The 24,773-nt window shown below is 67.9% G+C and carries 25 protein-coding genes and 1 tRNA gene; 17 read left to right on the top strand and 9 right to left on the bottom strand.

What is annotated here, in order from left to right; translation table 11 throughout:
• Positions 1-25: 25 nt before the first annotated feature.
• Positions 26-634, top strand: a complete 609-nt coding sequence (locus PMI14_RS14750; RefSeq protein WP_007855634.1) for a Crp/Fnr family transcriptional regulator — start codon at positions 26-28, stop codon at positions 632-634.
• 96 nt (positions 635-730) lie between these two features.
• Positions 731-1,057 (top strand): hypothetical protein, encoded by a 327-nt coding sequence (locus PMI14_RS14745; protein ID WP_007855632.1) that lies wholly within the window; start codon positions 731-733, stop codon positions 1,055-1,057.
• 13 nt (positions 1,058-1,070) lie between these two features.
• Here PMI14_RS14745 and PMI14_RS14740 read toward each other — a convergent pair whose 3' ends face one another.
• Together PMI14_RS14740 and PMI14_RS14735 are read right to left on the bottom strand one after the other, a co-directional pair.
• Positions 1,071-2,105 (bottom strand): response regulator, encoded by a 1,035-nt coding sequence (locus tag PMI14_RS14740; protein ID WP_007855630.1) that lies wholly within the window; start codon positions 2,103-2,105, stop codon positions 1,071-1,073.
• The gene (locus tag PMI14_RS14735; RefSeq protein WP_007855628.1) at positions 2,102-5,719 is read right to left on the bottom strand and encodes an ATP-binding protein; all 3,618 of its coding nucleotides are present in this window, start codon (positions 5,717-5,719) and stop codon (positions 2,102-2,104) included. Before PMI14_RS14735 ends, PMI14_RS14740 begins: the two co-directional genes overlap by 4 nt.
• Before the next feature lie 204 nt (positions 5,720-5,923).
• On the opposite strand from PMI14_RS14735, the gene PMI14_RS14730 reads away from it, so the two are divergent.
• The 10 genes from PMI14_RS14730 (at position 5,924) to PMI14_RS34230 (ending at position 12,636) form a co-directional block, all read left to right on the top strand.
• Positions 5,924-6,226, top strand: coding sequence for an urease subunit gamma (locus tag PMI14_RS14730; protein ID WP_007855627.1), 303 nt, complete (start codon positions 5,924-5,926; stop codon positions 6,224-6,226).
• A 25-nt stretch (positions 6,227-6,251) separates the two neighbouring features.
• On the top strand, positions 6,252-6,848 hold the full coding sequence (locus PMI14_RS14725) for a HupE/UreJ family protein (protein ID WP_007855626.1): 597 nt from the start codon (positions 6,252-6,254) through the stop codon (positions 6,846-6,848).
• Positions 6,849-6,876: 28 nt separating this feature from the next.
• Positions 6,877-7,182, top strand: a complete 306-nt coding sequence (locus PMI14_RS14720; protein ID WP_007855625.1) for an urease subunit beta — start codon at positions 6,877-6,879, stop codon at positions 7,180-7,182.
• A gap of 74 nt (positions 7,183-7,256) precedes the next feature.
• Positions 7,257-8,975: an urease subunit alpha gene (gene ureC / locus PMI14_RS14715; protein ID WP_007855624.1), complete on the top strand. Its 1,719-nt coding sequence runs from the start codon at positions 7,257-7,259 to the stop codon at positions 8,973-8,975.
• Positions 8,976-9,007: 32 nt separating this feature from the next.
• Entirely contained in the window at positions 9,008-9,652 is a 645-nt protein-coding gene (locus PMI14_RS14710; protein ID WP_007855623.1) for a LysE family translocator, read from the top strand.
• Between the two features lie 31 nt (positions 9,653-9,683).
• The gene (gene ureE, locus PMI14_RS14705) at positions 9,684-10,289 is read left to right on the top strand and encodes an urease accessory protein UreE (protein ID WP_007855622.1); all 606 of its coding nucleotides are present in this window, start codon (positions 9,684-9,686) and stop codon (positions 10,287-10,289) included.
• 39 nt (positions 10,290-10,328) lie between these two features.
• Positions 10,329-11,045, top strand: a complete 717-nt coding sequence (locus tag PMI14_RS14700; protein WP_035203890.1) for an urease accessory protein UreF — start codon at positions 10,329-10,331, stop codon at positions 11,043-11,045.
• The gene (ureG, locus tag PMI14_RS14695) at positions 11,042-11,740 is read left to right on the top strand and encodes an urease accessory protein UreG (RefSeq protein ID WP_007855620.1); all 699 of its coding nucleotides are present in this window, start codon (positions 11,042-11,044) and stop codon (positions 11,738-11,740) included. Before PMI14_RS14700 ends, ureG begins: the two co-directional genes overlap by 4 nt.
• A gap of 19 nt (positions 11,741-11,759) precedes the next feature.
• Positions 11,760-11,847, top strand: a tRNA-Ser gene (locus PMI14_RS14690).
• 165 nt (positions 11,848-12,012) lie between these two features.
• Positions 12,013-12,636 (top strand): DUF4145 domain-containing protein, encoded by a 624-nt coding sequence (locus PMI14_RS34230; RefSeq protein WP_157405896.1) that lies wholly within the window; start codon positions 12,013-12,015, stop codon positions 12,634-12,636.
• Positions 12,637-12,868: 232 nt separating this feature from the next.
• Here PMI14_RS34230 and PMI14_RS35795 read toward each other — a convergent pair whose 3' ends face one another.
• The 3 genes from PMI14_RS35795 to PMI14_RS14680 all read right to left on the bottom strand — a co-directional run bounded on the left by PMI14_RS35795 (position 12,869) and on the right by PMI14_RS14680 (position 14,684).
• On the bottom strand, positions 12,869-12,991 hold the full coding sequence (locus PMI14_RS35795) for a hypothetical protein (RefSeq protein ID WP_255344579.1): 123 nt from the start codon (positions 12,989-12,991) through the stop codon (positions 12,869-12,871).
• A 9-nt stretch (positions 12,992-13,000) separates the two neighbouring features.
• Positions 13,001-14,038 carry a restriction endonuclease gene (locus PMI14_RS34895; protein ID WP_007855614.1) on the bottom strand — a complete coding sequence of 346 codons (1,038 nt, stop codon included), beginning with the start codon at positions 14,036-14,038 and terminating at the stop codon, positions 13,001-13,003.
• Positions 14,039-14,207: 169 nt separating this feature from the next.
• Positions 14,208-14,684: an Lrp/AsnC family transcriptional regulator gene (locus tag PMI14_RS14680; RefSeq protein WP_007855612.1), complete on the bottom strand. Its 477-nt coding sequence runs from the start codon at positions 14,682-14,684 to the stop codon at positions 14,208-14,210.
• Positions 14,685-14,772: 88 nt separating this feature from the next.
• Here PMI14_RS14680 and PMI14_RS14675 point away from each other — a divergent pair, with 88 nt between their 5' ends.
• Together PMI14_RS14675 and PMI14_RS14670 are read left to right on the top strand one after the other, a co-directional pair.
• Entirely contained in the window at positions 14,773-16,878 is a 2,106-nt protein-coding gene (locus PMI14_RS14675) for an aminotransferase class V-fold PLP-dependent enzyme (RefSeq protein ID WP_007855609.1), read from the top strand.
• A gap of 191 nt (positions 16,879-17,069) precedes the next feature.
• Entirely contained in the window at positions 17,070-17,789 is a 720-nt protein-coding gene (locus PMI14_RS14670; RefSeq protein ID WP_007855608.1) for a glutamine amidotransferase, read from the top strand.
• Positions 17,790-17,810: 21 nt separating this feature from the next.
• Here PMI14_RS14670 and PMI14_RS35790 read toward each other — a convergent pair whose 3' ends face one another.
• Positions 17,811-17,945, bottom strand: a complete 135-nt coding sequence (locus tag PMI14_RS35790) for a hypothetical protein (RefSeq protein WP_007855607.1) — start codon at positions 17,943-17,945, stop codon at positions 17,811-17,813.
• 122 nt (positions 17,946-18,067) lie between these two features.
• The gene (locus tag PMI14_RS14665; RefSeq protein ID WP_007855606.1) at positions 18,068-18,670 is read right to left on the bottom strand and encodes a spore coat U domain-containing protein; all 603 of its coding nucleotides are present in this window, start codon (positions 18,668-18,670) and stop codon (positions 18,068-18,070) included.
• Positions 18,671-18,925: 255 nt separating this feature from the next.
• Between PMI14_RS14665 and norR the strand changes: the two genes are divergently transcribed.
• Positions 18,926-20,494: a nitric oxide reductase transcriptional regulator NorR gene (gene norR, locus PMI14_RS14660; RefSeq protein WP_007855605.1), complete on the top strand. Its 1,569-nt coding sequence runs from the start codon at positions 18,926-18,928 to the stop codon at positions 20,492-20,494.
• Positions 20,495-20,512: 18 nt separating this feature from the next.
• Here the strand turns inward: norR and hmpA are convergent, their stop codons facing one another.
• Positions 20,513-21,703, bottom strand: a complete 1,191-nt coding sequence (gene hmpA, locus PMI14_RS14655; RefSeq protein ID WP_007855604.1) for an NO-inducible flavohemoprotein — start codon at positions 21,701-21,703, stop codon at positions 20,513-20,515.
• A gap of 225 nt (positions 21,704-21,928) precedes the next feature.
• Between hmpA and PMI14_RS14650 the strand changes: the two genes are divergently transcribed.
• Complete coding sequence (locus PMI14_RS14650) at positions 21,929-22,729, top strand: aminoglycoside adenylyltransferase family protein (protein ID WP_238541843.1); 801 nt, start codon at positions 21,929-21,931, stop codon at positions 22,727-22,729.
• Positions 22,730-22,755: 26 nt separating this feature from the next.
• Here PMI14_RS14650 and PMI14_RS14645 read toward each other — a convergent pair whose 3' ends face one another.
• On the bottom strand, positions 22,756-23,067 hold the full coding sequence (locus PMI14_RS14645; protein WP_007855599.1) for a hypothetical protein: 312 nt from the start codon (positions 23,065-23,067) through the stop codon (positions 22,756-22,758).
• A gap of 1,127 nt (positions 23,068-24,194) precedes the next feature.
• On the opposite strand from PMI14_RS14645, the gene PMI14_RS14640 reads away from it, so the two are divergent.
• The gene (locus tag PMI14_RS14640) at positions 24,195-24,737 is read left to right on the top strand and encodes a hypothetical protein (protein WP_007855596.1); all 543 of its coding nucleotides are present in this window, start codon (positions 24,195-24,197) and stop codon (positions 24,735-24,737) included.
• Positions 24,738-24,773 lie beyond the last annotated feature (36 nt).

The raw sequence follows: 24,773 nt of genomic DNA, 5'->3' as shown, positions 1-24,773 counted from the left end.
GCCGGTTTGGAATCAACCCAGGTTAATGCACGCAACGCCCTCCCCGCCCTCCACCTTCCAGACGCTGCTCGCATCGGCGGCGGGTGGCATGGCCCTGCCCGAGTGGCCGCGCGTGGCACGGGCGCTGGAAGTGCGGCGCATCGAGCCTGGCGGCACGGCCTTTATGCAAGGCGTGGAGCACCCGTATGTGTATGCGGTCGACAGCGGGCTGCTCAAGCTGAGCTACCTGGGCGAGGACGGCACGGAGTGGATCAAGTCCTTCGCGCACGAGGGGCGCTTCTTCGCCAGCATCGCGGCGCTGGCGCCCGGCGGCCGCACCAGCTTCATGGTGACGGCCATCGAGCCCAGCGTGCTCGAGCGCATCGACTACCGGCTGCTGGCCGCCCTTGCACGCGAGCACCTGGCCTGGGCCACGGCGTTGCATGCGCTGACCCTGGTGTTCGCGGCCCGCAAGGAGGAGCGCGAACGCGAGCTGCTCACGCTGGACGCAGAGGGCCGCTACCGCGCCTTTTGCGGCGCCCAGCCCGAACTGGCCGCGCGCATCCCGCAAAAGGACCTGGCGCGCCACCTGGGCGTGACGCCCGTGGGGCTCAACCGCATCGTGATGCGGGTGCGCCGGGCACAGGGCGCGTAGGCCCGTCCTACACCCGTGCGCAGGGCCGTCCTATCCGGGCTGCGCGCCACGGGGCCTAGATTGGCACCTTGGACACCACCCCCATGGAGGACCGCCATGCCCCAGACGAGTTGGAGCGCCAAGCGCGAACGCCAGTACGGCCACATCAAGGACAGCCTGCGCAAGCAGGGCAAGAGTGAAAGCACGGCCGAGGAGATCGCCGCGCGCACCGTGAACAAGGAACGCGCGCAGCACGGCGAGGCCGAGAAGGCCAACCCCAAGACCCTGAAGGACACGCCCGCCCCGGTGCGCGGCGGCCAGCGCTCGCACCAGGGCGCACAGGGCCGCACGCGCGAGCAGCTCTATGAAGATGCGAAACGCAAGGGCATCCCGGGCCGCTCGAAGATGAACAAGGCCGAGCTGGAGAAGGCCGTAGGCCGCTGAAGCCCGGAGTGCGCTACCCCTCGAACTGGGGGTGCAGTTGCCGGATGCGGTTCATCGCCATGCCGGCCGCTGCGGTGCGCGTCTCCACGCCCAGCTTGGCGAACACGCGCTCCAGGTGCTTCTTGACGGTGGCGGGGCTGGCGCCCAGGATGTCGCCGATGTCGCGGTTGATCTTGCCCTTGACGACCCAGTAGAGCACCTCGGCCTCGCGCGCCGTGAGCTTGAAGGACAGGCTCATGGACTCGATGATCTTCGCGTCCGACACCTCGCGCATCACCAGCAGCCAGTCGCCGCCGCCCTCGCTGTCGCCGGCCTGCTGGTGCAGGCGAAAGGTCAGGCGCCGCGCGCCCTGGTCGATGGCCAGGCGCGGTGGCTCGGCCTGCGCCTGGGCCAGCAGCTCGGCCGCGTTGTCGGCCAGCACGTGGCGGCGCAGCCAGGCCTGCACGGCCTCGGGCGCCCAGGGGCTGGCCTCGCCGAAGTAGGCCTGCAGCAGCTCGCGCGCCAGCGGGGTCTGCCAGACGATGCGCCCATCGAGCGCACGCACGGTGATGCTCGCGTAGCCGAAGGCGTCGAGCGCGTTGCGCGCCTCGCGCGCCTGGCTGGCATCGGCCCGGGCCTTGCGCGCGGCGCCCAGGTGCACGCCCATGCGCGCCATCACCTCGCGCGGCTTGATGGGCTTGGTCACGTAGTCCACCCCGCCCGCCTCCAGCGCGGCCACCAGGTGCTCGGTCTCGGTCAGGCCGGTCATGAAGATGATGGGGATGTGCGCGGTCTGGGGCGAGGCCTTCAGGCGCCGCGCCACCTCGAAGCCGTCCATGCCGGGCATCATGGCGTCGAGCAGCACGATGTCGGGCAGGGCCTGGGCGGCGCGCTGCAGTGCGGCCTCGCCATGCATGGCCACGAGCACGGTGTAGCCCGATTCGTCGAGTGCATCGTGCAGCACGGCCAGGTTGTCGGGCACATCGTCGACGATGAGCACCACGTCGCTGTCGCTGCGGTCCAGGGCAGCGCCGGCGGGTACGGAGGGAGGAGATGCTGCGGTGTTCACGGGGGGGCCTGCTCCAGGATGCGGCCCATGGCGTCGAACTGGAACTGCCGCGCCAGGCCGCGCATGGTGTGCACAAAGGCACCATGCGCGGGCTGGTGCCGTTCGATCTCGTCCAGGGCATTGAGGATGCCGCGGTAGTAACCCAGCGACACGACCTGCGACAGGGCCGCCAGCGCACCGGGATCAGGGTAGCTCAGCGCGGCGGCACCCGTTGAGGGTGCGGGCGATGGAGCGGCCAGCGCGGGCTGCGCCTCGCCCAGCCACTGCAGCGCCAGGCGCCGCTCCAGCCAGTCGAGCAACTCGCTGTGGCGCACAGGCTTGACGATGAAGTCCTCGGGGCGGACGTCAACGTCGTTGTCCAGCGCCTTGTCGAAGGCGTTGGCAGAGACGATGGCGCATTGCACATTCTGCAACTGCATCTGGCGCACCCGCCGCAGGGTCTCCCATCCGTCGATACCCGGCATGGCCAGGTCCATGAACAGGGCGTGGGGCCGGTAGCCGGTGGCCAGCAGGTCCAGTGCATCGTGGCCGCTGGCGGCCTGGCGCAGTTCGAATCCCAGGGGCTCGAGCAGCTGCACCAGCAGCTCGCGGTCGGCCTCCTCGTTGTCCACCACCAGGATGCGGCGGCGCTCGCCGGCGTAGCCCTTGCGCGCGCGCGGCGCGCGGGCGGCGGCCGGGGCGCCGGCCTTGCCCAGGGCCTCGGCATGCACCTCCGGCAGGAACAGCTTGACGTGGAACACCGAGCCCAGGCCAGGCTCACTGGTGACGGTGAGCTCGCCGCCCATCAGGGCGGTGAGCATCTTGGCGATGGTCAGGCCCAGGCCGGCACCGGGCGTGGCCGCCACGGCCCCCGCGCTGCCGCCGCGCGCGAAGGGCTCGAAGATGCGCTCGATCTCGTCGGCGCTGAGGCCCGGTCCGGTGTCCTGTACATCGATGCGCGCGATCTCGCGGGCGTAGCGCACGCGCAGCGTGACCCGGCCCTGCGCGGTAAACTTGACGGCGTTGCCCAACAGGTTGATGAGGATCTGGCGCAGGCGCTTCTCGTCGGCACGCACGACCTCGGGGATCACGCCCTGCACGTCGAACTGGAAGGCCAGGCCCTTGGCGGCGGCCTGCAGCTCGAACAGGCTGGCCATCTCGTGCAGGCCATCGGCAAAGCGCATGGGTGTGACGTCGAGCGTGAGCTTGCCCGACTCGATGCGCGCGATGTCGAGCGTGCCCTCGATCAGCGACAGCAGGTGCTCGCCACCGCGGCGGATCACGTGCACGGCCTGCTTGCGGTGCGGGGGCACGCCGGCGTCTTCGCCCATCAGCTGGGCATAGCCCAGGATGGAGTTGAGCGGCGTGCGTATCTCGTGGCTGATGGCGCTGATGTAGCGGCTCTTGGCCTGGTTGGCCTGGTCGGCGGTGCGCTGAGCCGCCTCGGCCACCTGGCGCGCCTGCTCGGCCACGCTGCGGGCGTTCTGCAGGGCCTCGTCGGTCTGGCGGTGCAGCTCGATCTCGCGCACCAGCAAGCCGGTCTGGCGGTTCGACTCCTCCTGCGCCACCTGGCGGCTCTTGTGCGCCAGCACCAGCCACCAGGCGACGATGCCGGAGATGACCAGGAGCGCCAGGTAGGCCTTGAGCAGGCCCGAGCGCAGCGCCACCTCGGGGGCGGCCAGCACCTCGGTGTTGGTCATGGCCTGGCCGATGGTGTTGAGCTCCTGGTGGTACAGCAGGCCCATGACGGAGGCCAGCAGCGGCGCGATCACCAGCATCAGCAGCAGGAAGTGGCCCAGGCCGGTATCGAGGTAGCGCCACACGGCGCGCGGCAGCACCCAGCGCAGGGCCGAGGACCACTGCACGGCCATGCTCGCGTGGGGCTTGCACAGGTCACCGCAGCGCGCGTCGAGCGTGCAGCACAGCGAGCAGATGCCGCCGCCGTAGGCCGGGCACTGGGCCATGTCGGGCGCTTCGTACTCGCGCTCGCAGATGACGCAGCGCTGTACCGAAAAGCGGGCATAGGTGCCCAGATCGGCCGCGACCTGCCCACTCACCGGGCCGTGCATGGGCACAGCGGGCGGCTCGGGCTGGCGCGCGATGTAGTAGCGCCCCTGCGTGGCCCAGGCGATGAGCGGCGCGGTGACAAAGGCCACGGCCATGGCGATCACCGCCGAGAAGGCCTGCGGCAGCGGGCCGAACAGGCCCAGGTGGGCGCTGATGGAGACCACCGAGGCCAGCGCCATGGAGCCCACGCCCACGGGGTTGATGTCGTACAGGTGGGCGCGCTTGAACTCGATGCCCTTGGGCGACAGGCCCAGGGGTTTGTTGATGACCAGGTCGGCCACCACCGACATGATCCAGGCGATGGCGATGTTGGAGTACAGGCCCAGCACCTCGCCCATGGCGCGAAAGACGTTCATCTCCATCAGCATGAAGGCGATGAGGGTGTTGAACACCACCCACACCACCCGCCCCGGGTGGCTGTGCGTGAGGCGCGAGAAGAAGTTGGACCAGGCCAGCGAGCCCGCATAGGCATTGGTGACGTTGATCTTCATCTGCGAGACCACCACGAACAGCGCCGTGGCCGCCACCGCCCAGCCGTAGTGCGGAAACACGTATTCGTAGGCCACCAGGTACATCTGGTTGGGGTCGACGGCGCGGTCGGCCGGCACCATGTGGGTCAGCGCCAGGTAGGCCAGCAGCGCGCCGCCCAGCATCTTGAGCACCCCGAGCACCACCCAGCCCGGCCCGCCGGCGAGCACACCCAGCCACCAGCGCCCGCGCGTGGCCTGGGTGCGCGCGGGCATGAAGCGCAGGTAGTCGGCCTGCTCCCCCATCTGGGTAATGAGCGCGATGCCGACCGTGAGCGCCGCACCAAACAAGGGCAACTGGAACGTGGCGCCCCGGCCGGATTCACCACCATAGTGCGATATGCCCGAGAACGCACCAGGATCGTGCGTTATGACGTAGACGAACGGCACCACCAGCATCACCAGCCACAGCGGCTGGCTCCACACCTGCAGCCGGCTGATGGCCGAAACACCGTGGGTGACCAGGGGAATCACCACGATGGCGCAGATCAGGTAGCCCCAGGTGGGCGGGATGTCGAGCGCCAGCTCCAGCGCATAGGCCATGACGGCCGCCTCCAGCGCGAAGAAGATGAAGGTGAAGGAGGCGTAGATCAGCGAGGTGAGCGTGGAGCCGATGTAGCCAAAGCCCGCGCCGCGCGTGAGCAGGTCCATGTCCACCCCGTAGCGCGCGGCGTAGACGCTGATGGGCAGGCCCGCCAGGAAGATGATGAGCCCCGTGGCGACGATGGCCCAGAAGGCATTGATGAAGCCGTACTGCACCAGCAGCGTGGCACCCACGGCCTCCAGGATCAGGAAGGATGCCGCGCCGAAGGCGGTGTTGGCCACGCGCCATTCGGACCACTTGCGAAAGCGCTGCGGGGTGTAGCGCAGGGCGTAGTCCTCCATGGTCTCGGTGGCCACCCAGCTGTTGTAGTCGCGCCGGACCTTGACGACCTGTTGCGGGGCCTGGGCGTCCGCACCCATGTCTGCGCTCACATCCATGCCGCCCCGCGCAGGGACGCCCGCGTCGGGCGGGGCGATGGTGGCGGCGGTGGGTGGCATGGGGAAGGCGTGGGGGTGGGGAGCGGCAGTCCCTGTGCTGGTGCAGTTTCCATGCCACTGGCGTCGTGCGGGCCACGGCGGATGCGCCAATCGACGTATGGCCGGCACGGCGCTTGCTCACTATGATGGTGCGGACCAGGGACACCCCCCGCCCCCCGCGCGCGGCACCGCGCTGCCCCACCCGATCACCACACCGCCAAGACCATGGAACTCACCCCCCGCGAAAAGGACAAGCTGCTGATCTTCACCGCGGCCCTGCTGGCCGAGCGCCGCAAGGCGCGGGGCCTCAAGCTCAACTACCCCGAGGCCATGGCCCTGATCAGCGCGGCCGTGATGGAAGGCGCACGCGACGGCAAGACCGTGGCCCAGCTCATGAGCGAGGGGCGCAGCGTACTGACCCGCGCTGACGTGATGGACGGCATCGCCGAGATGATCCCCGACATCCAGGTGGAGGCCACCTTCCCGGACGGCACCAAGCTCGTCACCGTGCACCAACCGATTGTTTAAGCCACTCCCCCGGAGACCCTGACCCATGCGCGCATCCCGCACCCTTGCCTTCATCGCCCTGGCCACGCTGGCCGCGGCCGCCAGTGCCCACACCGATGGCGTGGCGCACACGCACCACGATTTCTTCAGCGGCTTCACCCACCCCCTGTTCGGGCTGGACCACCTGGCCGCCATGGTGGCCGTGGGCCTGTGGAGCGCGCTGGCCGCGCGCCGCGCCGGGCCCGAGCTGCTGTGGGGCCCGCTGGGCTTTGCCAGCCTGCTGCTGGTGGGCGCGGTGATGGGCCTGCAGGGTATCGCCATTCCCGCCGTAGAGCCGATGATTGCCGCATCGCTGCTGGCCACGGGTCTGCTGGTGGCATCGCGCCTGCGCGTGCCGGGCATCGTGGCGACGCTGGGCGTGGGCGTGTTCGCGCTGTTCCACGGCCTGGCCCACGGCTACGAACTGGCCGGCAGCGACAGCGCCTGGCAGACCCTGGCCGGCATGCTGTGCGCCACAGTGCTGCTGCACTGCGCCGGCCTGGCCGCAGGCTGGGCACTGCGCCAGCGCAGCGTGTGGCTGGCGCGCGCGGCCGGTGCCGGCGTGGCCGCCCTGGGTGGCGCCATGCTGCTGCAGCTGGCTTGAAAAACACCCCCGACAAGGACACGCCACCATGACCCCAGGCGAACTGCTGATCGACGCGGGCGAGCATGCCCTGAACCCCGGGCGCCGCACGCTGACCGTGCTGGTGCGCAACACGGCGGACCGGCCCATCCAGGTGGGTTCGCACTACCACTTTGCCGAGACCAACGGCGCCCTGGGCTTCGACCGCGAGGCCGCGCGCGGCATGCGGCTGAACATCGCCTCGGGCACGGCCGTGCGCTTCGAGCCCGGGCAGGAGCGCACCGTGGAGCTGGTGGACTATGCGGGCGACCGCACGGTCTACGGCTTTCGCGGGCTGGTGCAGGGCGCGCTGTGATGCTGCGCCCTGCCCTCTTCTCCATCGCTATCCATTCGAGCCCCGCGCCGGGCACCAGCAAAAGGTTTTGAACCATGGCAACCATTGGACGACGCGCCTATGCGGAGATGTTCGGCCCCACCGTGGGCGACCGCGTGCGCCTGGCTGACACCGACCTGATCGCCGAGGTGGAGGCGGACTACACCCTGCGCGCCGGCGGCTACGGCGAAGAGGTGAAGTTCGGCGGCGGCAAGACCATCCGCGACGGCATGGCGCAGAGCCAGCGCACACGCGACGAGGGCGCGGTGGACACGGTACTGACCAATGCGCTCATCATCGACCACACCGGCATCGTCAAGGCGGACATCGGCCTCAAGGGCGGGCGCATCGTGGCCATCGGCAAGGCCGGCAACCCCGACACGCAGACGGGCGTGGACATCATCATCGGCGCGGGCACCGAGGTCATCAGCTGCGAGGGCAATATCGTCACCGCGGGCGGCATCGACAGCCACATCCACTTCATCTGCCCGCAGCAGATCGAGGAGGCCCTGGCCTCGGGCGTGACCACCATGCTGGGCGGCGGCACGGGCCCGGCCACGGGCACGCTGGCCACCACCAGCACCTCGGGCACCTGGAACATGGAGCGCATGCTGCAGGCGGCCGATGCCTTCCCGATGAACCTGGGTTTCCTGGGCAAGGGCAATGCCAGCCTGCCGGCGCCGCTGCGCGAGCAGATTGAGGCTGGGGCCATCGGCCTCAAGCTGCACGAGGACTGGGGCACCACGCCCGCGGCCATCAGCAACTGCCTGGACGTGGCCGAGGAGACGGACACGCAGGTCGCCATCCACAGCGACACGCTCAATGAATCGGGCTTTGTCGAGAACACCATTGCCGCCGTGGGCGGGCGCGGCATCTGCGCCTTCCACACCGAGGGCGCGGGCGGCGGCCATGCGCCCGACATCCTGCGCGTGGTGGGCGAGGCAAACTTTTTGCCCTCCTCCACCAACCCGACCATGCCCTACACGGTGAACACGCTGGACGAGCATGTGGACATGCTCATGGTGTGCCACCACCTCGATGCCGGCATTGCCGAAGACCTGGCCTTTGCCGAAAGCCGCATTCGCAAGGAGACCATCGCGGCCGAGGACATCCTGCACGACCTGGGCGCCATCAGCATGATGAGCAGCGACAGCCAGGCCATGGGCCGGGTGGGCGAGGTGATCCTGCGCACCTGGCAGACGGCGCACAAGATGAAGGCCCAGCGCGGCACGCTCGAAGGCGACAGCGCGCGCAACGACAACACACGCATCAAGCGCTACGTGGCCAAGTACACCATCAACCCGGCCATCGCCCACGGCATCAGCCACGAGGTGGGCTCCATCGAGGTGGGCAAGTGGGCCGACCTGGTGATCTGGAAGCCGGCCTTCTTCGGCGTGAAGCCGGCGCTGATCTTGAAGGGCGGCTTCATCGCCATGGCGGCCATGGGCGACCCGAATGCCTCCATCCCCACGCCGCAGCCGGTGCATTACCGGCCGATGTTCGGCGCCTTCGGCGGGGCCATCGCGCGCACCTCGCTGACCTTTGTCTCGCAGGCAGGGCTGGCGGCGGGCATTGGCGAGCGCTTCGGGCTGGCCAAGAGCCTGGTCGCGGTGCGCAACATCCGCGGTGTGCGCAAGGAGCACATGGTGCACAACAGCTACACCCCGCGCATGGAGGTGGACGCCCAGACCTACACCGTGCGCGCCGACGGCCAGTTGCTCACCTGCGAGCCGGCCACCCAGCTGCCCATGGCACAGCGATACTTCCTGTTCTGACCGATCGCTGAACGAACCCCGGAGTACCGCCCATGCTGCCCGAAACCCATTTGCTGCTCGCCTTTGCGGGCGCCAGCCTCGTCCTTGCGCTCACCCCCGGCCCTGCGGTGGTCTACATCGTGGCGCGCACGGTGGCCCAGGGCCGCGCCTGCGGCCTGGCCTCGGTGCTGGGCGTGGCGCTGGGCAACCTGGGCAATGCGATTGGCGCGGCGCTAGGCTTGGCGGCGCTGTTCGCCGTGTCGTCGGCCGCCTTCACGGTGGTGAAGTGGGCTGGCGCCGCCTACCTGGTCTACCTGGGCCTGCGCATGTGGTTCGCGCGCCCAGCCGCAACCACGAGCGACGGCACGGCAGTATCCCGCCAGCCTTTGGGCCGCGTGTTCCGCGACGGCTTCGTGGTGGCCCTGCTCAACCCCAAGACCAGCCTGTTCTTCGCCGCCTTCCTGCCACAGTTCATGGACGCGCAGGGCAGCGCGCTGGCGCAGACCCTGGCACTGGGCTGCACCTTCGTGGCCATAGCAGCATGCACCGATCTTTTCTATGTGCTGGCCGCCAGCCTGGTGGCACCCCGCCTGGGCCAGGCCACGCGCCATGCGGTGTGGGGCAACCGCTTGGCCGGCACCTCCTTCATCGGCCTGGGCGTGCTCACGGCCATGGGCTCGCGCCCCACCACGCGCTGAACCCGACCTCTTCTCTACCGTATTCGCATCCATGATTTCCGTCGGCAAACTCCTCGCGCAAGGCCATGGCCTGGCCCCCGTGCTGCTCAAGCGCGCCACCACGGTCGAACTCGACTGGGACGTGCGCCAGAAGAGCCGCTTTTCCACCACCGACTCCATCGGGCGGGAGCTGGGCGTGTTCCTGCCGCGCGGCACCGTGGTGCGCGGTGGCGACGTGCTGGTGGCCGAAGACGGCTCGCTGGTGCGCGTGCTGGCGGCACCGCAAGCAGTGCTCTACATCACGCACTGCAAGAACCACGGCACGCCGTTCGACCTGGTGCGCGCGGCCTACCACCTGGGCAACCGCCACGTGCCCATCGAGCTGCAGCCCGACCACCTGAAGATCGAGCCCGACCATGTGCTGGCCGACATGCTGCGCGCCATGCACCTGATCGTGCAGGCGAAGGACATGGCCTTCGAGCCCGAGGGCGGCGCCTATGCGGCGGGGCATGGCGGCGGGCACGGCCACCACGGGCATGGCCATGGCGACCATGGCCACGCACACGAACACGCCCATGACCATGGGCACGATCACGATCACGACCACGACCACGATCACGGCCATGGTGACGGGCACGGCCACAAGCATGCGCACTGAGCGCGGCACCAGGCGGCACCGCAAGCCACCCATACCATGATGATGCGCGAGCCCCCCGCCCCCACGGCGCTGCCCGCGGCCAGCCTGCTGCAGCTGATCTGGCTGGCCTCGCCCGCGCTGCCCGTGGGCGGGTTCTCGTATTCCGAGGGGCTGGAGAGCGCCATCGAGACGGCCGGCGTGGCGTCCGAGGCGGCGGTGGCCGCCTGGCTGCTGGACCAGCTGCACATCACCCAGGCGCGCAGCGACCTGGCCGTGGTGGCCCAGGCCGTGGGCGCCTGGCGCCAGGCCGACATGGCGCATGTGCGCGAGCTCAACGACTGGGTGCTGCACACGCGCGAGACCAGCGAGCTGCGCCTGCAGACCGAACAGATGGGCCGCTCGCTGGCCGACTGGCTGCGCAACCAGCACCAGGGCGATGCGGCGCGCATGCCGGCCGTGCAGGCCCTGGCCGCGCTGCCGCCCACCTACCCCGTGGCCTTTGCGCTGGCCGCATCGACCACCGAGGCCTCGGTCTACGACGTGCTGCTGGCCTTTGCCTTCGGCTGGGCCGAGAACATGGTGCAGGCTGCGCTCAAGTCCATGGCCCTGGGCCAGAGCGCGGGCCAGCGCATCCTGGCCAGGCTCGCCCAGGCCATCCCCGAAGCCGCCACCTACGCGCTGGCGCTGCCCGATGGCGAGCGCCAGGCCTTTTCCCCGATGCTGGCCATTCTTTCGGCCCGGCACGAAACCCAATACTCCCGCCTTTTCAGATCATGACGACCACCACGACCCACACCAGCGCGCTGCACCACGTTCCCAACCGCACCAAGCACCTGCCCCCGCTGCGCGTGGGCATCGGCGGCCCCGTGGGCTCGGGCAAGACCACCTTGCTCGAAATGCTGTGCAAGGCCATGCGCGATGACTACGACCTGATCGCCATCACCAACGACATCTACACCAAGGAAGACCAGCGCCTGCTGACGGTGAGCGGCGCCCTGCCCGCCGAGCGCATCCTGGGCGTGGAAACGGGCGGCTGCCCGCACACGGCGATCCGCGAAGACGCCTCGATCAACCTCGAAGCCATCGACCGCATGCTGGAGCAGTTCCCCAATGCCGACGTGGTGTTCGTGGAGAGCGGCGGCGACAACCTGGCCGCCACCTTCAGCCCCGAGCTGTCGGACCTGACCATCTACGTGATCGACGTGGCCGCCGGCGAAAAAATCCCGCGCAAGGGCGGCCCCGGCATCACCAAGAGCGACCTGTTCATCATCAACAAGACCGACCTGGCCCCGCATGTGGGCGCCGACCTGTCGGTGATGGAGTCGGACACCGTGCGCATGCGCACCACGCCCCAGGGCCTGCGCCCCTTCGTGATGACCAACCTGAAAACCCTGGCCGGCCTGGCCGAGGTGGTGCGCTTCATCGAGACCAAGGGCATGCTGACCAAGGCAGGGGCCGCTGCAGCCGGCTAGAATACGCGCCTTCCCTCCCGGAGACTTGGGTGAGCGGTTTAAACCAGCAGTCTTGAAAACTGCCGACGGGCAACCGTCCGTGAGTTCGAATCTCACAGTCTCCGCCAGATCCCCAGCAAACATGCGCCTTTCCAGGCGCTTTTTTGTTTCACCCACCAATCAGCCCACCAGAGAGGGTAGCGATGGCAGACGCGTTTAATTGGGTATGCCCGACGTGTGGAGTGCACACGACGATCACCGGGCCAAATTTCCATGAGAAAAGGATGGGGCTCATGACGTCTGCCTCACCAGACGACTCCGGGGTCGCCGTGGGCGGCGTACTGATTGACTGTCCCAATCGCAGCTGCAGGGCTCAATTTTTCAAAGTCACCGTTCATCGAGCCACTCGCGACAAGCAGAACCCAAGCTACCCGGATGTAGACCGTACAAGACAGGTGGGAGTTGGTGAATTCACGTTTCTTCCCACTTGTGCTCAGCCACTTTCGGCGGGAGTGCCGAAACATGTTGGAGAGGACTACAACGAAGCATATTTAATTGCTTCTTTGAGCCCCAAGGCCTCCGCAACGCTAGCTCGTCGGGCCCTTCAGGGTATGGTGCGAGACTTCTTCTCGGTGACGGGAAAGAAAACCCTTCACGCGGAGCTTGAAGCTATTCAGGACCGATGCGATTCAGACCTCTATGACGCAATGACGGCCGTCAAAAGCATAGGGAACATTGGCGCACACCCTGAACAAAATGTGAGCCTCATTGTTGACGTTGAGCCAGGCGAAGCCGAGACACTGCTTAAGCTCATCCACCTTCTGGACCGTGAGTGGTACGTGGCGCGTGCTGACAAAGCCAGTCGGATTGCCAAAATGAAAGAGTTGGGTGTCAGTAAAGCTATCCCAAAGGCATGAGTGGGCTGTTCACAGATAGTGTCACCCCAAGGTGACCGTATAGCCCCGCCCGATCAGAGGGACGACCCGGTTGCCCTCTATTCCCCCACAAAAAGCCCGCATGGCGAACCATGCGGGGCTGGTGCACGCCACGCAGCGTGAAGGTCGCTGCCGCGTGCTCTGGGGGTTTGATTGTTCCAGGTCACTCGCCGAGTAATGCTCTATCGCTTCAGTTCATGCCGGTGCTCTTGACTCAGCCCACCAGAGCAGCCCAGCCGCAGCCGAAGTCGAGGTGGGCCTTGACCTCCAGGCCGTCCACCTCGAAGCCCTCATGCTGGATGTGAAGCGCACCACCTATCGAGTCCAGAAACCGCACCACAGCGCCTTAAGTAGACTCGCCTTCGCGAGTGAGACTGACCCCCTTCAGGATGTTCAGTTGCTTTTCTAGCAACTGAACGAATCTCACGTCTACTTCTCGAGATCTAGGAGAGACGATGAGGGCTTTCATCTCTCCAGCGCGCAGTTCAGGAAACACAATCGCGCCAGCAAAAGCGCTCTTTGCTTCCACGTCTTCCATGACATAGTAGAGAGCCCTCTCGCCATGCTTTTGCCATTGCAGCTGCCCTGCAATCGTGATGTTTGCTATTGCCAGTACCTCGTCGTCGACTTTTAGGTGTGCGGCATCCCCTGACACATCTAGTGTGTGGGCATATGGCCATGCTGGGCCTCCTTCCCAGCCTCCCTCCACCGGGTTCGGAATCGGGAAAGTCTCCATCACAGCCCGAACGTGGTCGAACTGAATTAGCGTCTCGGTTGATCGAAGGTAGAGCTCATTTTTTAGGTCACCAAAGGAAGTGAATTTCTTGTGGGCCTTTCCGCTTTTTGCGAGGACTGCATCCGTATCGTTGATAGCGAAGGGCTTGTGCCGGTTCGCGCAAACCACCTTCATATGCCAATTGACCCAATACAGGCTTACACGACCTGTCATAAAGAAGTGCTCAATGCTCACGCTGGTTTCTGAGAACGACGGAAATTGTTCGTTCACTGGGCGCGTCCAACGCTTCAGCTCATATAGCGTGATTCCGTGCGCTGATGCCTTCTTACGTGCTGCTTCTGTGTACCCAGAGGTTGAGACAATTGCCCGATGAGTGATTTCTTCCATGTCTTTCAGCTTTGCGGAAAGCTGTTCGACGACTGTCACGTCTAGAGGCAGCGCCTCTTTTTTCACTTCGTAGCCCATGAAGGCAAAAACGCCCTCGGCTCCTGCGTTTACCCTCACGGTGACATCCACGTCTCTTTCTTTACCGGCCGCGCTGTCAAGGACGTAGTCACCCAGGGTGACATCGACGGCTTCCGATCCCCATCGCAAACAGCAGAGTCCAACGAGGTACTGAACCAGCATTGGAGACAGGGGAGATGACATAGGCGTGCAACTCTGTGAAATGGGCTGAAGTAGAGTATGAGATTACTTTGGTTCGAAACCACGGTCCTCGCCAGGTATCAAGCAAACATGCACCTTCCCAGGCGCCTTTTTGTCCTCCCCACCCATACAGCAGGTGGATATCGGCCTGCCCACCAGCCCGGCAGCCGTTCTACTCAACATAGGACAGAGGCAACGCCGTCGTGAACTTCAACTCTTCCATCGCAAAACTGGAAGACACGTCGAACAGCTGGGTGCCGGCGATCAGGCGCTTGTACACCTTGCCATAGGCGGCGATGTCGGGCACCACGACGCGCAGCAGGTAGTCCACGTCACCGCTCATGCGGTAGAACTCCACCACCTCGGGAATGGCCTGGACCGTGGCGCGAAAGCGCTCGAACCACTCCTCGGTGTGGGTGCTCGTGCGCACCGACACGAACACCGTGACCCCTACGTTCACCTTGGCTGCGTCCACCAGGGCGACGTGGCGGGTGATCACCCCCATCTCCTTGAGGCGCTGGACGCGCCGCCAGCAGGGGGTGGCCGAGAGGCCCACGCGGGCTGACATGTCCGCGATCGGTGTTTCGGCATCGACCTGAAGAATCTCTATCAATTTGCAATCAATAGAATCCAATTTTACTTTTGCCATGATTTTTAGATTTTAGTTCCATTTTTTTGGCCAATTTTTGGAAAGATTGCAAGCCCTTGCTGCGTGGGCTCGCCGAGAATTTGGCGCCATGGAAGAAATTTATCTCGATGCCAACGCCACGACACCGGTACTCCCCCAGGCCCGCCTGGCGGCTCTGGCGGTGATGGGCGAAGCCTTTGGCAACCCCAGCAGCATCCATGGCAGCGGCCTGAAGGCCCGGGCGCTCATGGAGCAGGTGCGGGACCGCGCCCGCCGCTTGCTGGGTGCGGCCGGTGGCCAACTGTGCTTCACCAGTGGCGCCACCGAGGGCATACAGACCGCGGTGCTGTCGGCCCTGACCGAACTGCGCCGCCGACGCGATGCCGGAGAAACCCAACAACCCCTGCAGCTGCTCTACGGGGCCACCGAACACAAGGCGGTGCCGGAGGCACTCAGGCACTGGAATGCCCTGCTGGGCGTGCACTTGCCGGTGCGCGCCATCCCGGTGGACCACCAGGGCCGGCACGACCTGGCCTGGCTGCGCCTGCAGGCGCCGCAGGCCGGGCTGGTGTGCACGATGGCAGCCAACAACGAGACCGGCGTGGTCAGCGACCTCGACGGCATCCGCGCGGCACTGGCGGGCAGCACTGCGCTGTGGCTGGTCGACAGCGTGCAGGCCCTCGGCAAATTGCCACTGCATCTGGCCGAGCGCCGCATCGACTACGCCCCCTTTTCGGGGCACAAGCTCTATGCGCCCAAGGGGATCGGCATGCTGTACGTGCGCGAAGGCGCACCCTTCACCCCGCTGATGACAGGGGGTGGGCAGGAAGGCGCGCTGCGCGCAGGGACCGAGAACATCGCGGGCATTGCCGCGCTGGGCGAGGTGCTGCGGGCGCTGGAAGCGGGGGACACCTTTGCGGACCAGGAGACGCTGTTGGCGCACCGCGAGCGCCTGGCGTTGGCGCTGACCGACGCCTTCCCCGGGCTGGTATTCAATGCCCCGCCATCGCTGAGCCTGCCGACGACGCTGAACTTCGCCGTGCCCGGCCTTGCTTCCAGGCTGCTGCTGGACCTGTTCGATGCCGCCGGCCTGCGCGTCAGCGGTGGCTCAGCCTGCAGCGCGGCCAAGGCCCAACCCAGCTATGTGCTGGAGGCCATGGGCATGCCCGCCTGGCAGAGTTCGGCGGCCGTGCGCCTGTCCTTCGGTGCGGCCGACTCCTGTGAGCTCATCGAGCGTGCCTGTGCACGCATCCGCGCCTGCGGCGCCTCGCTGCGCGCCCATGGCTTGACGGTCCATGCGCCCGCTGGCAACACCACGCCCACCGGTCTGGTGACCCGCTTCGTGGTCGATGGCGCCTGCTGCTACCTGGTGGCCGATGCGACCCGCCGCCACTGCGTGCTCATCGACCCCCTGCCCGCACATACCGAACAGATCACGCAGTGGCAGCGCCGCCACCACCACACCCTGGTCGCGGTGCTGGCAACCACCAGCCGCATCGCACATGCCGCATCGGTGGCCACACTGTGCGCCGCCTTTCCGGAGTCCATGCAGGCGCTGGGGGCCGTCGAACCCCTGGGGTGGCCGCAGGGCGAGCACCAGATTCAGCTGGGTCACCACCGCATCACGCAGCTGGCGCCACCCGGGCACAGCGCCGATGCAGGCGCCTATGCCCTGCACACGCTCGACCAAGGCCAGCTGGCCTTTGTGGGAGCCGCCGCCATGGCAGACGCGGGCTCCCTGCACTGGTTGACCCAGGCCTTGGCACCCCATGCGCTGCTGCTGCCCGGTCACGACGATGCACAGCACTTCGCCTGGACCCTGGGCCAGGCCGAGTGCTCCAAGGCACTGCATACCGAGCCAGAGGCCCTGACGCTGTCCCGGGAGCGATTGCACCTGCAGTTCGGGACGTCCCCAGCCCCGCTTCTGGTCGACGTGCGTGAACCCTACGAGCACGCGCTGGGCGACAGGCCCGATCTGGGGCAAGGCGTCCACCCGAATGTTCAGGCGGTTCCCCTGGGCAGCCTGCTCAATGCCTTGCCCACCTGGCTGGGGCTGGAGGCCGACAGGCCCGTGCTGTTCTACTGCCGCAGCGGCAACCGCAGCGCGCAGGCGGCGCGCGCACTGCGCCGCCTGGGCCATGCCAACGCCTGGAGCCTGGAGGGCGGCCTGGCACTCTGGACGGCACAGGCAATACCGCCGGCCCTTGCCCGTTGAACGGATGTGAGGATCGGGGCGTCCATTGCATCGGACTGCGCGCCCCGGCTGCACATGGGTTTTCTGGAGGCCGCGCACAGATAAAATCGTTTACGCATCCAGGTTCCGGCGACCACGGTCTCTGCCAATGACAGGAACCACAGGCGCCCTTTGGGGCGCTTTTTTTCTGGATGACCCCTGCCGCTGCACACATGACCGCAAGCCCCGATCCAAGCCCCTTCCGCAAACCTATCCTCATCGTCGCCGCCGGAAAGACCTTCCCCGGCATACGCGCCGCCCAGGGCGATTTCGACGACTGGATCGCCGCCGGCCTGGGGGATGCACTGCCCCAGCGGCGCATCGATGCGCAGCAAGAGTCGGCCGATCTTCCCGATCCGTCAGCGCTGTCGGCCGTGGTGGTCAGCGGCTCGCATGCCATGGTGTCGCACCGCGAGCCGTGGAGCGAGCGGCTCGCGCTGTGGATGCGGCGTTGTGTCGAGGCGCAGGTGCCGGTGCTCGGCATCTGCTACGGGCACCAGTTGCTGGCGCACGCGTTTGGCGGGCAGGTGGACGACCTGCCTGGCGGGCCGGAGGTGGGCACGCACACCGTACGGTTGATGCCAGATGCTGCGCAGGACGCGCTGCTGGCAGGGCTGCCCGACCAGTTCCCGGCGCAACTGGTGCACTACCAATCGGTGCTGGGCCTGCCGCAGGGGGCCGTGCTGCTGGCGCGCAGTGATCTGGAACCGCACCAGGCCTTTCGCGTGGGCGGCTGCGGCTGGGGCGTGCAGTTCCACCCGGAATTTTCGGCGCAGGCGATGCAGGCCTATGTGAACCATGTCGACGGGGCGCTGGGTGACCATGTCAACGCAACACCGGACGCGGGCAGCGTGCTCAGCCGGTTCGCGGCGATGGTGGCGGCGCGCAGCTGAGCGCTGTTGTCCTTGGTGCGCCTACCAGGGCACCATGATGGCGATCAGCAGAAAACCCACCACGACGGCGATGATGGCGACCGTGCGGCCGGTGGCAGAGCGGTTGCGGCCCGAAGAGTGGGGAACCTGACCGGAAGACGATGGGGACGGGGGCATGGCGGGCTCCTGGAGCGATCAAATGGATGCCCCGACCTTAGGCCCCACGCCACGCGGGCCGCGTAAGACAATGCTGCGTCCCTGGCAGCGACAAATGGCCGACCTGCAGGCCGGCCCTCCCCTCAATAGGTGACCGTAACCTGCAGCGTGTCGGTGTACATGCCCGCGGGCAGGGCGGCCGGGGTCGATTTGTTGATCTGGCCGTGGATGGGCAGCGAGAACGCCGCGCCGCTGGCCGGCACATTGATTCCGGTAACGGCCGAGCCGGCAGGATAGGGCTGGGTATGGCCGGCGTCGCGGTACAACTCGTAGGGGATGTAGGCGGCGGTGCTGCCATGGCGCATGGCGCGCGAGCCAGTGCCGATGCCCGTGCCCTGGCCCGCGTAGGCACCGGGGCCGACCTGGATGCTGATGCCCAGCACCTCGGGCGAGCAGACCAGTTGCGTGGGACCGGAGACGCCCTCGGCGCCCGAGGGCGTGGCGGTGACGGTGCCCGTGAACGTGCCGGGGCGGGTGCCGAAATCCAGGGTGCCGAAGTTCAGGCCCGCCGAGGCGCCGGAACTGCCAGCGACCATGCAGCCGGCCGTGAGTTGCATCTGCGCCTGCAGGGTGCCGCCCAGCGTGCCCGCGGCCACCGGCCCTGCTGCCAGGCAGCCGGCCAGTGCCAGGCCTGTTGCCAGCCACCGTTGGCGACCGGTCCATGGTTGTCGTTTGCCCGCGCGCATCGCGTTCACCTCAAAATATTCCCAGAAATCTTGCCTGCGGGGTGGATGGCTGCGGCCACCTTCAGCCACACCCTGCACCCCATCCCAAGCCCCCATGCACTGAACAACGGTGCCTGGAGCTCGATCTGCGCAAATCGTATCAGTTTGTAAACAAAATATGTAGAGGGTTCTCCTCAGATGGCGGTCTGGGCGAGTTCCCGCACACCCCACGAGTCCAATCCACCCGCGGGACAATGGCGGCACGTTTGCGCCCCCATGACCCCCCAGACCCTGCTCACCGCGCTGCTGCCCCTGATGGCCGACCTGGCGCAAGACCTGCCCGAGACCGAGCGCCACCGGCGCCTGCTGGAGGCCTTGCGCGTGCTGTTGCCCTGCGACGCCACCGCCGTGCTGCGGCTCGACGGCGAATGGCTGGTGCCCCTGGCCGTCAATGGCCTCTCGCGCGACACGATGGGGCGGCGCTTTCGCGTGGCCGAGCACCCGCGCTTCATGCAGCTGCTGGCCGCCAGCGGTCCCGTGCGCTTTGCCGCCGACTGCGGCCTGCCCGACCCCTTCGACGGCCTGGTGGAGGGCCTGCAAGGCCACCTGCCGGTGCACGACTGCATGGGTTGCGCGCTGCAGGTGGACGGCCGGCCCTGGGGCGTGGTCACGCTCGACGCGCTGGAGGTGGGCCGCTTCTCGCGTGTGGCGCTGCCCACGCTGCAGGCCTTTGCCAGCCTGGCCGCCGCCAGCGTGGCCGTGGCCACGCGCCTGCATGGCCTGGCGGCCGAGGCCGAGGGCGAGCGCCTGCGCGCCGACACCTATGCCACGCAGGCGGCCGGCGCGCGCGGCGGGCCGCGCCAGCTCATCGGGCATGGCGCAGCGCACAAGCGCCTGCTCAAGGAGATCGCGCTAGCTGGCCCGACCGAGCTGTGCGTGCTGATCCAGGGCGAGACCGGTACCGGCAAGGAGCTGGTGGCCCAGGCCCTGCATGCCGCATCGCCGCGCGCCAGGCGCCCGCTGGTCAGCATCAACTGCGCGGCCCTGCCCGACAGCCTGGTGGAGAGCGAGCTCTTCGGCCACGTGCGCGGCGCCTTCACCGGTGCCGTGGGCGAGCGGCGCGGCAAGTTCGAGCTGGCCGATGGCGGCACCCTCTTCCTCGACGAAGTGGCCGAGTTGCCCCCTCCCGTGCAGGCCAAGCTGCTGCGCGTGCTGCAAAGCGGCCAGCTGCAGCGCCTGGGCTCCGACCGCGAACACCGCGTGGATGTGCGCGTGATTGCCGCCACCAACCGCGACCTGGCGCAGGAAGTGCGCGAGGGCCGCATGCGCGCGGACTTCTACCACCGCCTGAGCGTGTACCCGCTGCCGGTGCCACCGCTGCGCGAGCGCGGGCGCGATGTGCTGCCCATCGGCGGCTTCTTCCTGGAGGAGGCGCGCTCACGCATGGGCCTGGGCGCCGTGCGGCTGGACGCCGCGGCCCAGGCCGCCCTGCTGGCCTACGACTGGCCGGGCAATGTGCGCGAGCTCGAACACCTGCTGGGCCGCAGCGTGGTCAAGGCGCTGGGCCGGCATGCGCAGCGCCCGCGCATCCTCACCCTGTCGGCCGAGGACCTGGACCTCGGCAGCGCGAAGAACACGACCACGGCCACGGCACCACCCGCCACGCCCGAAGCGCCCGCCAGTCACCTGGGCCTGCGCGACGCCGTGGCGCAGCTGGAGCGGCGCATGGTGCTCGACGCGCTGGCACAGCACAACCAGCAGTGGGCACCGGCCGCACGGTCCTTGCGCATCGATGCGGCCAACCTCGCGCGCATGGCCAGGCGCCTCGGGATCGAGAGGGGCTGAGCGCCCCTGTGCCCGCTGTTATTCCAGGGCCGATGCGGGCCCGAAGAATTCGAAGCGCGACTGCGCATCGGGCATGCCCCAGTGGCGCAGGCCGCGGCGCACCTGCTGCATGAAGGGCTTGGGCCCGAGGAAGTAGGCATCCACGTCGCGCGTATCGCGGGGCAGCCAGCGCTCCAGCAGATCCAGGTCGAGCCGGCCCACGGCATGCGGCAGGCCGGGTGCGCCCGGGGTCACCTCGTCGTAGCAGTAGTAGCGCTGCAGTTGCGCCGGGTGGCGCGTGGCGGCCTCTTCGATCTGCTCGCGAAAGGCATGCACCTCGCCATTGCGCGCGCAGTGGATGAAGGTCACCGGGCGCTCGGTGGCCAGCGCCTGCTCCAGCAAGGCCAGCGTGGGGGTGATGCCCACGCCGCCGCTGATCAGCACCACGGGGCGCTCGCCCTCGGCCAGCACGAAGCCGCCCGACGGGGGCAGCAGTTGCAGGGTGTCACCCTCGTGCACCTGGTCGTGCAGGTGGTTCGATGCCACGCCGCCCGGCTCGCGCTTGACGCTGATGCGGTAGCTGCGCCCGTTGGGCGCGGCCGACAGCGAGTAGTTGCGCCGGATGTCCTTGCCTTCCACGGTCAGGCACAGGCCGATGTACTGGCCCGGCGCAAAGTCCATGAGCGCGCCGCCATCGGCCGGAACGAGGTGAAAAGACGTGATTTCGGCACTCTCGCGCACCTTGCGCAGCACGGTGAAGGCACGCTGCCCGCGCCAGCCGCCAGGTGCCGCGGCCTGCGCGTCGTAGCGCGCCCGCTCGGCCCCGATCAGGATGTCGGACAGTTGCCCGTAGGCGGCCGTCCACGCGTCCATCACCGCGTCGGTCGCCACCTCGGCGCCCAGCACATCACGTATCGCGCGCAGCAGGCAGCGGCCGACGATGGGGTAGTGCTCGGGCAGCACCTGCAGCGCCACGTGCTTGTTCACGATCTGCGAGGCCAGCGGGCCCATGGCCTCCAGCCGGTCGATGTGTTTGGCATACATCAGCACGCCATTGGCCAGTGCGCGCGGCTGGTCGCCCTTGGCCTGGTGGGTCTCGTTGAAGAAGGGCCGCACCTCGGGGTGCTCGGCCAGCAGCATCTTGTAGAAGTACGTGGTGAGCGCCTCGCCCCCTTGTTCGAGCAGGGGCACGGTGGACGAGACGATGGCGCGTTGGGAATCAGTGAGCATGGCGGAGGGACACAGGGATCGAGTGGATGAGGCCCTGAACAGTGCAACCGCCGTGCCGACATGCGTGGCCTTGTGGATCAATGACTTGCATCAAGCACAAGTCACAACGACTGGCACGATGGCCGGTCGTTTTGACTTATCAAGGTCGAAATGACTGGCATGCGAGGGGCACTGATTTCCCGGCGGCGGGATGGGATTTTCCTGACCGAACGTATGCTCGCGGGCATGCAGCCTGCACCCGACATCGTTCCCCAGCTCACAGGTGCCTGCGCCGTGCTCGCCCACCACCTGGGCGATGGCCTGCGCGCCATCCACCTGTACGGCTCGGCGGTGCACGGCGGCCTGCAGCCCCGCAGCGACATCGACCTCATGGTGACCGTGGCCCAGCCCCTGGCCGGTGCCACGCGCGAGGCGCTGATGTGCGCGCTGCTGGCGCATTCGGCCCCACCCGGCAGCCCCGGCGCACTGCGCGCGCTGGAGGTGACGGTGGTCGTCCTCGGCGAGGTCGCGCCCTGGCGCTACCCGGCGCGGCGCGAGATGCAGTTTGGCGAATGGCTGCGCGGCGACATCCTGGCTGGCCGCTTCGAACCCGCGATGCCGGACCCCGACCTGGCCATCCTGCTCACCAAGCTGCGGCTGCACAGCGTGGCGCTGGTGGGCCCACCCGCGGTGGACCTGTTCGCCCCCGTGCCCGCCAGCGACCTGCGCCGGGCGCTGGCCGACACCATCGCGCAGTGGGATGCACCGCCCGACTGGCAGGGGGAAGAGGCCTCCATCCTGCTCGCCCTGGCACGCATCTGGTACAGCGCCAGCACCGGCGCCATTGCATCGAAGGATGCTGCGGCCGCCTGGGCGGCAGAGCGCATGCCGCCCGAGCACGCCGCGCTGGTGCAACGCGCGGCACGGGCCTACCTGGACGGACTGGAAGATGGCGGGCTGGCCGCCATGCCCGATGCCGTGGCCGCCACCATCCACTGGTGCAAGGCGCGCATCGCGCAGCTGCTACGGCAGAAGCCCGCAGGCTGAACGCCCTGTAGGCTGGCGCCACAAGGCTACAAGGGCGTCGCCGTAAGATGCAGGCCCTGCCTGGCCTCGTTGGTGTGCATGAGGAACGACGACACGAGCTGGTGCACGCTTGCCTTGTCGAGGTGGGTGTCGAGCCGGATGTACAGGCCGTCGCATGTCGGCTTGGCGGCCCGCAGGCGCGCCTTGGCCCGCGGCATGGAGCGGACGATGTGCTTGAGGACCCCCCTGAATGCGCAATAGGCCTGCAACACATCGTCCCCGCTGGGCTCCGCCGGGAGGCCAGCCAGCGCTGCAGTGCCCGCTGATGGGGTGTGGGCGATCCGGTAGCTGTAGATCATGCGGCACCTCCTTGCACAGCCTGCACCTTAAGCGCCAAGCCCGCGCGATGGTGTAGGCAAAACCCCTGCCATGGCGCCGCGCTCCAGTTCGCCCTGGCTTGCACCACCGCACCCACCGTCCACAGCCACCGTGGATGACCCTGTGGAAAACGCCGGTGGATACGGCGCAAAGCCAATACCGGCGCGGCTTGCAACGCGATGCCTGCCATTTCATCAGTGCCCGGTGCAGGGGGTGCCGCAGGCGCGCACACCGTCCACAGCGGGCGTGGATGACCCTGTGGACAAGCACGGTGAATGCACGCCAGATCCAGCACTGGCGCGGCCTGCAACGCGGTGCCTGCGAATTCATCAGCCCTGCGCAGTCACCGGCGCCTCTGCCCGTCCGCAGCGAACCTGCCCTGCCCCTTGCCATGCCTGCGGCGCGTGCACAGCACAATGAGTCCACAGCCACCGTGGATGACCCTGTGGAAAAGGCCCGTGCATGCCGCGCAAAGCCAATGCCGGCGCGGCTTGCAACGCGGTGCCTGCGAATTGACCAATGGCCGTGCAGCGGGTGAAACAGGGCCTCCATGGACGCTCGCAAACTCCACAGCCGGCGTGGATGACTTTGTGGACAACCCCTGTACAGGCACGCCAGAACCAGCACTGGCGCGGCCTGCAACGCGGTGCCTGCGAATTCATCAGCCACGCGCCGCAGCCGCCTCCAAGGCCCGCCCCCAAGCGCGCCGATGGCGCGGCGTGCAGGCACGGACCCGCCATCCACAGCGGCCGTGGATGACTCTGTGGAAAACCCCCGAGGATACGCCGCAAAGCCAGCACTGGCGCGGCTTGCGACGCGGTGCCTGTTCTTTCATCAGCCCGCTGCCGCACGGTGGGGCACGGCGGTCCGGGCAATTTTTCAGGCCTGGCACGGGGCTGGAAAAAGCCCACCCGTGGTGCTGAGCACAGCCCCGGTGCATCGCGCCCCGCGACGAGTGGCAACCGTCCACAGCCACCGTGGATGACCCTGTGGATAACACCTGTGCATACCCGCCGGGCCCAGCACTGGCGCGGGTTTCAACGCAGTGCCTGCGATTTGACCAGTGCGCCGGCGCATGCACGGCTACACTGCCCGCAGGAGGTGTGCCATGCAACCAGATTCGTCACCCGCGGCCGGCAGGGCCCCCTTTCTGCCGGACGTTGCCAGGATCGCGCTGGGCGTGTTCATCGGCGGCCTGGCGGCCCTGTTCGCCCACGATGCCATTGTCGGCCAGCGCCCACCGGCACCACCGCCAGCCACGCCCGCGGTGATGCAGTCACGGCCCGTAGGCGACGACAGCAGCAACAGCACGCAGGCCACGCCGCCGCCCGTGGTGGTCCAGCCCGCACCACCACCGCCCGCGCTCCCCGCACCGCCACCGCCAGCCCCGCCACAGGCCGAGCCCCCCGCCAGCCAGTCCCTGCCGGCCACGCAGGATGCGCAGAGCCAGAAGAAAGCCGACGACGACCTCAAGACGGCCCAGGCACTGGCCGCCCGGCTGGAAGCCGAGCGCCAGCAACGCCGGGCCGACGCCTGGGCCCGCTACTTCCAGCCCAGCCCGGTGTGCCGGGCCGATCCGACCACGCGCCCCTGCGCCGACGCCCACCTGGCGGCGCGCAAGCGCTTCGATGCCCAGTACGTGGACCGCTGACGGCGCATTCCAGCGGCGGCACCCCCGCCCTTCTTT

It is taken from the genome of Acidovorax sp. CF316 (genome assembly GCF_000276605.1).
Taxonomy (GTDB): Bacteria; Pseudomonadota; Gammaproteobacteria; order Burkholderiales; family Burkholderiaceae_C; genus Acidovorax.
This window is presented reverse-complemented; position numbering and strand designations above follow the sequence as displayed.